Origin of the sequence: uncultured Escherichia sp. (assembly GCF_948475835.1) — a bacterium.
GTDB lineage: Bacteria > Pseudomonadota > Gammaproteobacteria > Enterobacterales > Enterobacteriaceae > ECMA0423.
On sequence record NZ_CAOLGM010000124.1, the window covers coordinates 1 to 13,112 of the forward strand.

Annotated in this window: 11 protein-coding genes and 1 pseudogene; 6 read left to right on the top strand and 6 right to left on the bottom strand. The window is 51.3% G+C overall.

Annotation, left to right across the window (positions count from 1 at the left end; translation table 11 throughout):
- Positions 1-436, bottom strand: a pseudogene (dmlR, locus tag QZF50_RS19260) (DNA-binding transcriptional regulator DmlR); the annotation flags it as partial.
- Positions 437-538: 102 nt separating this feature from the next.
- Between dmlR and dmlA the strand changes: the two are divergent.
- The 4 genes from dmlA to yeaX all read left to right on the top strand — a co-directional run bounded on the left by dmlA (position 539) and on the right by yeaX (position 5,662).
- A complete protein-coding gene (gene dmlA, locus QZF50_RS19265) occupies positions 539-1,624 on the top strand; it encodes a multifunctional D-malate/3-isopropylmalate/tartarate dehydrogenase (protein WP_000978494.1) in 1,086 nt (361 codons plus the stop codon).
- Positions 1,625-1,874: 250 nt separating this feature from the next.
- Positions 1,875-3,485, top strand: a complete 1,611-nt coding sequence (yeaV, locus tag QZF50_RS19270) for a BCCT family transporter YeaV (RefSeq protein ID WP_290388956.1) — start codon at positions 1,875-1,877, stop codon at positions 3,483-3,485.
- Positions 3,486-3,516: 31 nt separating this feature from the next.
- A complete protein-coding gene (gene yeaW, locus QZF50_RS19275; protein ID WP_000067822.1) occupies positions 3,517-4,641 on the top strand; it encodes a carnitine monooxygenase, oxygenase subunit YeaW in 1,125 nt (374 codons plus the stop codon).
- Positions 4,642-4,696: 55 nt separating this feature from the next.
- Complete coding sequence (yeaX, locus tag QZF50_RS19280; protein WP_001287005.1) at positions 4,697-5,662, top strand: carnitine monooxygenase reductase subunit YeaX; 966 nt, start codon at positions 4,697-4,699, stop codon at positions 5,660-5,662.
- 53 nt (positions 5,663-5,715) lie between these two features.
- Here yeaX and rnd read toward each other — a convergent pair whose 3' ends face one another.
- The 5 genes from rnd to QZF50_RS19305 form a co-directional block, all read right to left on the bottom strand.
- Positions 5,716-6,831, bottom strand: coding sequence for a ribonuclease D (gene rnd, locus QZF50_RS19285; RefSeq protein WP_001303529.1), 1,116 nt, complete (start codon positions 6,829-6,831; stop codon positions 5,716-5,718).
- Between the two features lie 81 nt (positions 6,832-6,912).
- Positions 6,913-8,598 (bottom strand): long-chain-fatty-acid--CoA ligase FadD, encoded by a 1,686-nt coding sequence (fadD, locus tag QZF50_RS19290; RefSeq protein ID WP_000758422.1) that lies wholly within the window; start codon positions 8,596-8,598, stop codon positions 6,913-6,915.
- A 204-nt stretch (positions 8,599-8,802) separates the two neighbouring features.
- The gene (gene yeaY / locus QZF50_RS19295) at positions 8,803-9,384 is read right to left on the bottom strand and encodes a Slp family lipoprotein YeaY (protein WP_000290576.1); all 582 of its coding nucleotides are present in this window, start codon (positions 9,382-9,384) and stop codon (positions 8,803-8,805) included.
- A gap of 39 nt (positions 9,385-9,423) precedes the next feature.
- A complete protein-coding gene (gene tsaB, locus QZF50_RS19300; RefSeq protein ID WP_001220981.1) occupies positions 9,424-10,119 on the bottom strand; it encodes a tRNA (adenosine(37)-N6)-threonylcarbamoyltransferase complex dimerization subunit type 1 TsaB in 696 nt (231 codons plus the stop codon).
- A gap of 57 nt (positions 10,120-10,176) precedes the next feature.
- Entirely contained in the window at positions 10,177-12,087 is a 1,911-nt protein-coding gene (locus QZF50_RS19305) for an ATP-dependent DNA helicase (RefSeq protein ID WP_000128858.1), read from the bottom strand.
- A 131-nt stretch (positions 12,088-12,218) separates the two neighbouring features.
- Between QZF50_RS19305 and QZF50_RS19310 the strand changes: the two genes are divergently transcribed.
- Both QZF50_RS19310 and QZF50_RS19315 read left to right on the top strand, forming a co-directional pair.
- Complete coding sequence (locus QZF50_RS19310; protein ID WP_001295493.1) at positions 12,219-12,563, top strand: RidA family protein; 345 nt, start codon at positions 12,219-12,221, stop codon at positions 12,561-12,563.
- 421 nt (positions 12,564-12,984) lie between these two features.
- On the top strand, positions 12,985-13,112 hold a 128-nt coding region (locus QZF50_RS19315; protein WP_290388957.1), incomplete at its 3' end, for a DUF1889 family protein.

Below are 13,112 nucleotides of genomic sequence, written 5' to 3' on the forward strand. Positions count from 1 at the left end.
TATCGAGATCAACACCTTCATTGACCAAATCGACCAACCGGTCTTCCACATCAAAACGTAATTCCAGTTGCGGATACGCCTTAGCCAGCGCTGATAACGCCGGAGCCACCACCTGTCGTCCAAAACCAAAGCTGCTGATAATACGCAGCATCCCCTGCGGCACCTGACGCACGTCAGAAAGTTCGTCCATCATCTGACCGACATCCTGCAAAATCCGCTGCGCCCATTCATAAATCCGCTCTCCTTCTTCGGTAATGGTGACGCGGCGGGTGGTGCGGTGTAACAACACCACGTTTAGCGTTTGCTCCAGCAAGGCGATGCGCTTGCTGACGAACGCCGGTGAAACGCCCAGTTCTTCCGCCACGGCGGCAAAACCAGCCCGACGAGCCACCAGCATAAAGACGCGCAAATCATTCAGCAGCGGTAAATTATTCATGATTCGTGTTTTATGTTTCACCAGTTACGGGGATTAATTCCTTTTCAGTCAATTATAGGATGGTGATGTTGTCAATTTTGATGGTCAGGAAGTGAGAACCCAATGATGAAAACGATGCGTATTGCTGCGATCCCGGGAGACGGGATTGGCAAAGAAGTCCTTCCTGAAGGGATTCGCGTGTTACAGGCTGCCGCTGAGCGCTGGGGCTTCGCCTTGAGTTTTGAGCAAATGGAGTGGGCGAGCTGCGAGTATTACAGCCATCACGGTAAAATGATGCCGGACGACTGGCATGAGCAACTTAGCCGTTTCGACGCCATCTATTTTGGTGCCGTCGGCTGGCCGGACACCGTTCCTGACCATATTTCGTTGTGGGGTTCGCTGCTGAAATTTCGTCGTGAATTCGACCAGTACGTCAACCTGCGCCCGGTTCGTCTCTTTCCTGGCGTTCCCTGCCCGCTGGCGGGAAAACAGCCAGGCGACATCGATTTTTACGTGGTCAGGGAAAACACCGAAGGCGAATATTCCTCGCTCGGCGGTAGAGTGAATGAAGGTACAGAGCATGAAGTCGTCATTCAGGAATCGGTATTTACGCGTCGTGGTGTCGATCGCATTTTGCGTTATGCCTTCGAACTTGCGCAAAGCCGCCCACGTAAGACGCTAACTTCTGCCACTAAATCAAACGGTTTAGCCATCAGCATGCCGTACTGGGATGAGCGAGTGGAAGCAATGGCCGAGAATTACCCGGAGATCCGCTGGGACAAGCAGCATATTGATATTCTCTGCGCGCGTTTTGTGATGCAGCCGGAACGCTTCGATGTGGTGGTGGCGTCCAATTTATTTGGCGATATCCTTTCCGATCTTGGCCCGGCCTGCACCGGCACCATTGGCATTGCCCCATCCGCCAACCTGAATCCGGAACGCACTTTCCCGTCGCTCTTCGAGCCAGTCCACGGTTCCGCGCCGGATATCTACGGGAAAAACATTGCTAACCCTATCGCCACGATTTGGGCCGGTGCAATGATGCTCGATTTTCTCGGCAATGGCGATGAGCGTTTCCAGCAAGCGCATAACGGTATTCTGGCAGCAATTGAAGAAGTGATTGCTCACGGGCCGAAAACACCTGATATGAAAGGCAATGCCACCACGCCACAGGTTGCCGACGCGATTTGCAAAATTATTTTGCGTTAAGGTCAAACCAGTTTATTTGAACCGCGTCACTGACGCGGTTTTTTTATTCGTTCTTTGCAGTAAATAACCTGCGTCATTTCACCTTTTATTGTTTCCGTTTCGTGTTTTATGGCTTTCCGTATTCTTAATTGTTTAATTTATGTAACATGCAAATAATCAATTTGTTAAACACAACATACAACTCATTACCCTGCAAATAATTACAACTGGCAAAAGCCAGAGACGGGCTTTTATGCCCAGGAGATGACTCATGATGAGCAATGTTAAGAAAAAAGATGTGCCGCTGATAAGCATCAGCCTGGTGGCCATTCTTTTCATCGCAGCTGCATTAAGCCTTTTCCCACAACAATCGGCCGACGCGGCCAACGCAATATACACTTTTGTTACGCGTACGTTAGGTTCCGCCGTACAGGTATTGGTTTTGCTGGCAATGGGACTGGTGATTTATTTAGCCACCAGTAAATACGGCAATATTCGGCTTGGCGAAGGAAAACCGGAATACAGCACGCTCTCCTGGCTGTTTATGTTTATTTGTGCCGGTTTAGGTTCTTCTACGCTTTATTGGGGGGTTGCTGAATGGGCCTATTATTATCAAACGCCTGTATTAAATATCGCACCGCGTTCACAACAGGCACTCGAATTTAGCGTCCCTTACTCCTTCTTCCACTGGGGCATCAGCGCCTGGGCAACTTATACGCTGGCCTCATTAATCATGGCTTATCACTTTCATGTGCGTAAAAACAAAGGTCTGAGTCTTTCCGGCATTATTGCCGCGATTACCGGCGTTCGCCCGCAAGGCCCATGGGGAAAACTGGTTGATTTGATGTTCCTGATCGCCACTGTCGGCGCACTGACTATTTCCCTTGTTGTCACCGCAGCAACCTTTACTCGTGGACTTTCCGCGCTGACCGGTTTACCCGATAACTTCACCGTGCAGGCATTTGTGATCCTGCTTTCCGGCGGCATTTTTTGCCTAAGCTCGTGGATTGGTATCAACAACGGTTTGCAACGTCTGAGCAAAATGGTTAGCTGGGGCGCGTTCCTGCTGCCATTACTGGTGCTGATTGTCGGCCCAACCGAATTTATTACCAACAGCATCATCAATGCCATCGGTCTGACCACGCAAAACTTCCTGCAAATGAGCTTATTCACCGATCCGCTTGGCGATGGTTCATTTACCCGCAACTGGACCGTTTTCTACTGGCTGTGGTGGATCTCATACACCCCTGGCGTAGCAATGTTTGTCACCCGCGTTTCCCACGGTCGTAAGATTAAAGAAGTTATCTGGGGACTGATCCTCGGCAGCACCGTCGGTTGCTGGTTCTTCTTCGGCGTAATGGAAAGCTATGCCATTCATCAGTTTATCAATGGCGTAATCAACGTCCCACAGGTGCTGGAAACACTGGGCGGCGAAACAGCTGTACAGCAAGTTCTGATGTCGTTGCCAGCCGGTAAATTGTTCCTCGCCGCATACCTGGGCGTGATGATTATTTTCCTTGCCTCGCATATGGATGCGGTGGCCTACACCATGGCTGCGACCAGTACGCGTAATCTCCAGGAAGGTGACGATCCTGACCGTGGGCTGCGTCTTTTCTGGTGCGTGGTGATCACTCTGATCCCGCTTTCCATCTTGTTTACCGGTGCTTCGCTGGAAACGATGAAAACCACCGTCGTGCTCACAGCCCTTCCCTTCCTCGTCATTTTACTGGTGAAAGTCGGCGGATTTATTCGCTGGCTGAAACAGGATTACGCCGACATTCCGGCTCATCAAGTTGAACATTATCTCCCGCAGACACCGGTTGAAGCCCTGGAAAAAACGCCAGTGCTCCCTGCGGGAACCGTATTCAAAGGCGACAACTGAGCGCCATCATCCTAACGATAAAGGTATCCCTATGAGCAATCTGAGCCCTGACTTTGTACTACCCGAAAATTTTTGCGCTAACCCGCAAGAGGCGTGGACCATTCCTGCCCGTTTTTATACCGATCAGAACGCGTTTGAACACGAAAAAGAGAACGTCTTCGCCAAAAGCTGGATTTGCGTCGCTCACAGCAGCGAACTGGCGAATGCCAATGATTATGTGACGCGTGAGATCATTGGCGAAAGCATCGTGCTGGTACGCGGTCGTGATAAGGTTTTGCGCGCGTTCTATAACGTGTGTCCGCACCGTGGTCATCAGTTGTTGAGCGGTGAAGGAAAAGCAAAAAATGTGATTACCTGCCCGTATCACGCATGGGCATTCAAACTCGATGGCAATCTGGCCCATGCACGTAACTGCGAAAACGTCGCCAATTTCGATAGCGACAAAGCGCAACTGGTTCCGGTGCGTCTGGAAGAATATGCCGGATTCGTCTTCATCAACATGGACCCCAACGCCACCAGCGTAGAAGATCAGTTACCCGGTCTGGGCGCGAAAGTGCTGGAAGCCTGCCCGGAAGTCCACGATCTGAAACTGGCGGCCCGCTTTACCACCCGCACGCCTGCCAACTGGAAGAACATTGTCGATAACTATCTCGAGTGCTATCACTGTGGTCCGGCGCATCCAGGTTTCTCCGACTCCGTACAGGTTGATCGTTACTGGCACACCATGCACGGTAACTGGACGCTGCAATACGGTTTCGCCAAACCGTCCGAACAGTCGTTTAAATTTGAAGAGGGTACGGATGCGGCATTCCACGGTTTCTGGCTGTGGCCGTGCACGATGCTGAACGTCACCCCGATCAAAGGGATGATGACGGTCATTTATGAATTCCCGGTGGATTCTGAAACTACCCTGCAAAACTACGATATTTACTTCACCAATGAAGAGTTAACCGACGAGCAAAAATCGCTGATTGAGTGGTATCGCGATGTGTTCCGTCCGGAAGATTTACGTCTGGTTGAAAGCGTACAGAAAGGGCTGAAATCGCGTGGCTATCGTGGTCAGGGGCGCATCATGGCCGACAGTAGCGGTAGTGGCATTTCCGAACATGGTATCGCCCATTTCCATAATCTGCTGGCGCAGGTGTTTAAGGACTAATGACATCGGCGGCGGTATTTTCCGCCGCTGGGCTGATTTTTGATGGAGTACAGCAATGTCAGACTATCAAATGTTTGAAGTACAGGTGAGTCAGGTGGAACCGCTTACCGAACAGGTGAAACGCTTCACGCTGGTGGCAACCGATGGCAAACCGCTGCCTGCGTTCACCGGAGGAAGTCACATCATTGTGCAGATGAGCGATGGTGATAACCAGTACAGCAATGCGTATTCACTACTGAGTTCGCCGCATGACACCTCTTGTTATCAGATTGCCGTTCGGCTGGAGGAAAACTCGCGCGGCGGTTCCCGCTTTTTGCATCAGCAGGTAAAAGTGGGCGATCGGTTAACGATTTCAACGCCTAATAACCTGTTTGCGCTAATTCCCTCAGCCAGAAAGCATCTGTTTATCGCGGGCGGTATTGGTATCACCCCTTTCCTGTCGCACATGGCAGAGCTGCAACACAGCGACGTCGACTGGCAGCTACATTACTGCTCGCGAAATCCAGAAAGTTGCGCATTTCGTGATGAGCTAGTCCAGCATCCGCAGGCTGAGAAAGTTCACTTGCATCACTCATCAACCGGAACACGACTGGAATTAGCGCGATTATTGGCGGATATCGAACCTGGCACACACGTTTATACCTGTGGTCCCGAGGCGCTAAATGAAGCGGTAAGAAGTGAAGCTGCGCGTCTGGACATCGTCGCCGATACGCTGCACTTTGAGCAATTTGCTATCGAAGACAAAACCGGCGATGCCTTTACCCTGGTGCTTGCCCGTTCCGGAAAAGAGTTTGTGGTGCCGGAAGAGATGACTATTTTGCAGGTTATTGAAAATAATAAAGCCGCGAAAGTGGAATGTTTATGTCGTGAAGGGGTATGCGGAACCTGCGAAACAGCAATACTGGAAGGTGAAGCTGACCATCGGGATCAGTATTTTAGCGATGAAGAGCGTGCCAGCCAGCAAAGTATGTTGATCTGTTGTTCGCGTGCGAAGGGTAAACGCCTGGTGTTGGATTTGTAGTTTGCCAAAGCCGGATGTGGCGCTGAGCGCGCCCAGTCCGGCTTCGGAAGATTTTACTGCGGATATTCCTGCAATAAATTGTGTAATGCTTCCGCCATCAGCTCACCACGCCAGCCGGAAATCAGCTCCGGCAAATTGTTCTGCGGTTTCAGTTTCCAGTGCCAGTTCAGCAGTTGGTTGATTTGCCGACGCGATGCCAGCAATTCGGCGCTGATCTTATGCGTTTCGCTCACGTCAGTAATCAGCGACTTAATCGCTTTAAACGCTTTACGATAACCAGGCATGTCCATCAGGTTAAGCATCGGCTGCGGTAAGGCCTCTTCCGGCAATGTCTGCGCTTTTTCCACCAGCGCCAGCAGCGTTTTACCGTGAAAGCGGATTTCGCTACCGGATAAACCCAGGCTGTCCAGTTCGCCTAAACTTCCCGGCATATAACGCGCGACCGACCACAAATGCTCTTCACGCACGACAAAGTTCACCGCCAGATCACGCTCTCGCGCCTTGCGCAGTCGCCAGTCGGCTAATAGTTGCAGACAGGCCAGTTGGCGTGTGCGTAACTGCCAGGCATTGGTGATATCACGCCAGGCATCTTCCGGCGCAACGACTTCCTGACGACGCATTTGCATCAGGCGGCATTCATCCAGCGCCGCAGGTAGCCAGCCGGAGGCCTCCGTTTCTACCATAAGCTTGGCGGTGATCGGTAACAGATACCAGACATCCGCCGCTGCGTATTCACACTGACGTTCGGTCAGCGGTCTGGCCAGCCAGTCGGTGCGCGATTCACTCTTGTCCAGCGTAACGCCGGAATACTCTTCCACCATGGAAGCGAAACCCCATGACATCGGGCGTCCGCAGAAGGCAGCAAGGATTTGCGTGTCAATCAAGGGTTGTGGTAATTCGCCAAAGACATTGAGGAACACTTCCAGATCTTCACTGCCTGCATGGAGAAATTTTGTGATGGACGGATCGCGCAGGATCGCTTTCAGCGGTGACCAGTCGGTGATCCCGAGAGGATCAATTAGCGCCAGATGCTCGCCATCGAAAAGTTGAATCAACCCCAGCTGCGGGTAATAAGTGCGCGTACGAACAAATTCAGTATCCAGGGCTATCGCCGGAAAGGCACGGACGGCTTCACACAAAGAAGCCAGCGCATCGTCCGTGGTAATCATTTGGTAATTCAAATTGTTTTCTCTTTAGTGGGCGTCAAAAAAAACGCCGGATTAACCGGCGTCTGACGACTGACTTAACACTCAGGCTTTATTGTCCACTTTGCCGCGCGCTTCGTCACGTAATTCTCGTCGCAAAATTTTTCCGACGTTAGATTTCGGTAACTCATCACGAAACTCCACCAGCTTCGGTACTTTGTAGCCCGTGAGCTGACGGCGGCAAAAGGTCACCAGTGACTCTTCGGTAAGCGATGGATCTTTTTTCACTACGAAGATTTTCACCGCTTCACCACTGGAGCCGGAAGGTACGCCAACAGCCGCGACTTCCTGTACGCCAGGATGCTGCATGACGACATCTTCAATCTCGTTGGGATAGACGTTAAAACCGGAAACCAGAATCATGTCTTTTTTACGATCGACAATGCGCAGGAACCCTTCTTCATCCATCACCGCGATGTCGCCGGTGTGTAACCAGCCATTTTTGATGATCTCATCTGTAGCATCCGGACGCTGCCAGTAACCCAGCATCACCTGCGGTCCTTTGACACAAAGCTCACCCGGTTGACCCGGTGGTACTTCATTATCATCATCATCCACCAGTTTGGCTTCCGTCGACGGCACCGGCAAACCGATGCTACCACTATGATAATCAATATCATATGGGTTAACGCTGACCAGCGGCGCACACTCGGTAAGGCCATAGCCTTCCAGCAGATACTGTCCTGTCAGTTTCACCCAACGCTCTGCCACCACTTGCTGCACTGGCATCCCTCCGCCTGCGGAAAGATGCAGACTGGAGAAATCCAGCTGCTGGAACTCTTTATTGTTCAGCAACGCATTGAACAAGGTGTTAACGCCCGTGATAGCGGTAAACGGATATTTCGCTAACTCTTTTACCAACCCTGGAATATCGCGCGGGTTAGTGATAAGCAGGTTCTGCCCACCCAGTTCGATAAACAGCAGGCAGTTAATGGTCAGGGCAAAAATGTGATACAGCGGCAGCGCCGTCACCACCAGCTCTTTGCCCGGATGCAACAGCGGACCATAGGTCGCGTTAACCTGTTCCAGGTTCGCCAGCATATTGCGGTGAGTCAGCATCGCGCCTTTCGCCACACCAGTGGTGCCGCCGGTGTATTGCAGAAAAGCTAAATCTTCCGGCACCAGTTCGGGTTTGACGTACTGCATCCGGTAGCCGTTATGCAGTGCGCTACGAAATGAAATGGCATCTGGCAGATGGTATTTCGGCACCAAACGCTTGATGTATTTAACAACGAAATTGACTACCGTGCCTTTTGCCGTAGATAGCTGATCGCCCATACGGGTCAGAATTACGTGCTGAACGGCGGTTTTATCAACCACTTTTTCCAGTGTGTGAGCAAAGTTAGACACGATAACAATCGCCGATGCGCCGCTATCGTTAAGCTGATGCTCAAGCTCACGCGGGGTATACAACGGGTTAACGTTTACGACGATCATCCCGGCACGCAAAATGCCAAACAGCGCCACCGGATATTGCAATAAATTAGGCATCATCAACGCAACGCGATCGCCTTTCTTCAGCCCCAACCCTTGTTGCAAATAAGCGGCAAACGCGCGACTGCGTTCTTCCAGCTTGCGGAAGGTCATTACCTCCCCCATATTCACAAACGCAGGTTGATCGGCGTAGCGCGCGACCGACTGCTCAAACATATCTACCAGAGATTGATAACGGTCAGGGTTGATCTCCGTCGGAACGTCCGCGGGATAACGGTTAAGCCAAACCTTCTTCAATTCTTCACCTCTAAAATGCGTGTTCGTCGTCATCGCAACCCCAAATGATATACATGCCGTTAACATAATATTAACTCATCATACCAGCTTGATAATTACCCAACGAAAAGGTTGCGAAGCGCGTCACTATTTATTTTTATCTTTACCGTAAGAATGCAGAAACAGCGGACCAGCCGCTGTTTCTTTTTCTTTAAAAACAAGCAATTATTCAGTTACAACTGTTTGTACTCTCGCGGGGCCGGGATTATACCAGCCCCATCCGCCGTAGCCATAGGGCCAGCCACGACCGCCATAAAACCATGGATCAATCGGCTGAGGCGGCATAATCACCTGCTGGGTTAAATGCCAACGTTTGTAACCCGTTACTTGCATCACCATAAATTTATAGGGCGTATTGCCGATTTTGCCGTCAACCGCACCAGTGATTGGCCCGACTACCGTAACAAGTTGTCCACGGAAATCCACCGGGTCCAGAAAACCGTTCACATCGGCATAAATGCGACCGCGAGAAGGTTCTCCCAGCGTCGGTCTGGCTCCGCTGTCCAGCGGTACGGTAGCAATTTCCAGGCGGGTTTTCCCTTGCTGGTTTTGTACCGCAACCACTTTGCCACCAAAGCGTGCCTCCTGACCAACGTACAGCTGCGGCGCACTCATCACCCGAACTAAATCTTGTTGCGGCGTGGGACTGCTGCCTTTAATGGCGTCCGGCACAGTGACACAACCGCTCAGCATTAGCGCAAACGTACCTGCCAGTATGCCTTTGATAACATTCTTTTGAACCGCCATGATGCGACTCCTTTTTTTCTCAGGGCATACTCTTAAGATTCATTCTTTGCCCGGAAGTTTCTTCCATGCGACGTTGTTACGTAAATAAACCGGTTCGGCATGTTCCACCGCCACCGTTTTACCCTCGGCAAACATCTGACACGCAATCGGCAGCATATCTTCCGCCGCTGGCAGTAAAACTTCTCCGTCGCGCAAAACCAGCCCGCTCTCTTTACCGAGATCCGGCCAGGCTTGCCAGCCCGTCCCTACCGTTACCCATTCGCCGGAAAGCTGTTGCATTCGTTCATGAACGAGTTCGGGTTTGAGTACGGCTTCGGTTTCTTCACCGTGCCAGATACCGTTTTCATCACGCTGATATTCGGCCCAGTAAACTTCGCCCATTCGCGCGTCAATGGCTGCCAGCACGCGGGTTGCGCCGTTTTTGCGCCACGCCCCTTGCGCCATCGTCATTAGCGTGGAGACGCCAATCATCGGTAGCTCTGCGCCAAGTGCCAGCCCTTGCGCAATGCCAATACCAATGCGCACGCCGGTAAAGCTACCGGGGCCGCGCCCGTAAGCCAGAGCGTTAATATCAGTCAGGGAAGTTCCGCTGGTGGTCAGGATATCCTGCACCATCGGTAAGATTCGTTGAGTATGTTCACGAGGGCAAAGCTCAAAATGAGCGTTGACAGTACCGTCGTTCCACAGGGCGACAGAGCAGGCCTCTGTCGCGGTATCGATAGCCAGAATTCGCATGGGTCTTCGTGCTTAGATCAATAAAAAGGCGCGCATCATACCATACTCCGTAACAAATTACCTGGAGGATGGTATCGCAAGGAAACGAACCGCACGGGCAATGTCACGAGTGCGTGGCGCGGGCGGCAGACTGGCGAGAAACGTCGCGCCGTAAGGACGCATCACCAGCCGATTGTCACAAATCACCAGCACGCCACGATCGTCGGCGTCGCGAATCAGTCGCCCTACCCCCTGTTTGAGAGTAATGACGGCATCTGGTAGTTGCACTTCATCGAACGGGTCGCCACCGCGCAAACGACAATCTTCCATGCGCGCTTTTAACAGTGGATCATCCGGCGAGGTAAACGGCAACTTGTCGATAATCACCAATGACAATGTATCGCCACGCACGTCCACCCCTTCCCAGAAACTACTGGTTGCCACAAGAAGCGCGTTACCGGCGCTGACAAATTGCTGCAACAGTTGCCCTTTGCTGGTTTCCCCCTGCAACAAAACGGGAAGCGTCATGGTAGCGCGGAACTGCTCGGCCAGATCACGCATCATGGCGTGCGAGGTACAAAGCATAAAACAACGACCGTTGTTAGCTTCGATGATCGGTCGCAGCATTGCCGCTAACTGGCGAGCAGAACCTGGCTGGTTGGTTTGCGGCAGATTGCGCGGCACACAGAGTAACGCCTGGCGGCTGTAATCAAACGGGCTTGGCAATAGCAACGACTCCGCCTGTTCTATCCCAAGCCGCGAGGTGAAATGATGCAGATCGTCGTTCACCGACAGCGTTGCTGAGGTGAAGATCCAGCTACCAGGCTTTTGCGCCATTAACTCTTTGAATTTATCCGCCACGCTGAGCGGCGTGAGAGCCAGAGTAAAATGGCGCGAAGTGCATTCGTACCAGTAGCTGTAGCCCGGCTGATTGATCTCTTTTAGCCGCTTCAGCCGTGTGCGATACAACGTAGCGCGCTCAAATGCCGCATCCAGCAAGGCGGAACGCCCCAGTGACAGTTTCGCCACGTCATAACAAAGTTCCAGGGTGTCATCGAGCAGTAAAAATGCCCGCTGAATTTGCGGATTAGCTAACAGCTCACGCAGGTTACCGCGATAACCTGTCTCACCGAGTTGCAGACGAAAATCCTGCGCACTCTGGGCAAGACGATCAGCGCACTTTTGTAACTGCTGGGTGTCTTTTAATTCGGTGCGGTAAGCGATGGTGATGTCTTTTGCCAGGTCGAGCAGTTGTCGACTGGAGAGTGACTGACCAAAATACTGGCTGGCAATGTCCGGTAGCTGGTGGGCTTCGTCGAAGATCATGACGTCCGCTTCCGGGATCAGTTCGCCAAATCCACTCTCTTTAACCACCATATCCGCCAGAAAGAGATGATGGTTTACCACCACCACATCGGCGTCCATCGCTTTTTTACGTGCTTTGACCACAAAGCAATCTTTATACATCGGGCAGTCGCTGCCAAGACAGTTGTCGTTGGTGCTGGTGACCAGCGGCCACGCCTGTGAATCTTCCGCCACGCTGACGCAGGTGCTGATATCACCATCGACTGTTTGATTAGACCAGGAGCGCAGCAGGATCACATCGCTTAAGATTTGTACCGGCAGATCGCCCCCCGCCAGCGCCTGCTGTTCGAGACGTTCGAGGCAGAGGTAGTTTGAGCGCCCTTTCAGCAGCGCCACGTTGCCCGTATATTTCAATGCCTTTGAGACTGTTGGCAAATCGCGGCTGTAGAGCTGATCCTGCAACGCTTTTGAGCCGGTCGAGATAATGACTTTCTTTTTCGCCCGCAGCGCAGGAGCCAGGTAAGCGTAGGTTTTGCCCGTACCGGTTCCTGCTTCCACCACCAGCGGCTGGCCTTTTTCTATCGCCTGGGTGACGGCTACCGCCATCTGTCGCTGTGGTTCTCGCGGCTTAAAGCCTGGTATCGCTTTCGCCAGCTGACCGTCTGGTGCAAAATCGTCCGTCACACTACCCCCTGTTGATTTGAACAGGGATTATGTCAGGATGAGGGCGCTTTCGCCAGTTGAAGTGGTGACGGCGACCTCACATTGTGGCAGTCTTTGCAGCACGAAAATGGAAGGATAATGAGGACAAAATGATGACTATCGTTCGTATCGATGCTGAAGCCCGCTGGTCTGATGTGGTAATCCACAACAACACGCTCTACTACACTGGTGTACCGGAAAACCTCGACGCCGATGCCTTTGAGCAAACCGCCAACACGCTGGCGCAGATTGATGCCGTGCTGGAAAAACAGGGCAGCAATAAATCGAGCATTCTGGATGCCACCATTTTCCTGGCCGATAAAAACGACTTCGCGGCGATGAATAAAGCGTGGGATGCCTGGGTTGTCGCGGGTCATGCGCCGGTGCGCTGCACGGTACAAGCGGGTTTGATGAACCCGAAGTATAAAGTTGAAATTAAGATTGTGGCTGCGGTGTAAGCTTTATCGAAGCAAAATAAGTCAGACGATAATTTATCGATAATACTGGTCGGTTTTACATAAATCGACCAGAGAATAAGATATTACTGTTGATGCTTCTGCTAATTCATTATTTATATTTATAATTTCAATTTTATCTATAAAACTAACTATATAAATAAACATAAACATGCCGTTGTGTTCGCCCTTTGATTAGCAACTCTGGTTTTCTTTCTTAGCTGAACAATCTGGTTATAGCGTGCGGACTGACCGTTAATTTTCTCCATCTTACTGGATAACACACCATGAGCTGCTACCTTTAAAACACCTGAATGTCAACAGGTTAACTCGTGCCATATCGTTATAATCCCTTTGATATTAGATGCAAATTAAGGTCATATATAGCCTTATCGATAACATGGTTAATTTTAAGGATAAGAATATGCCTGCTGTAATAGATAAAGCCCTGGATTTCATTGGTGCCATGGATGTATCAGCGCCAACACCAAGTTCGATGAATGAAAGCACAGCGAAGGGAATCTTTAAATATTTAAAAGAACTGGGAGTACC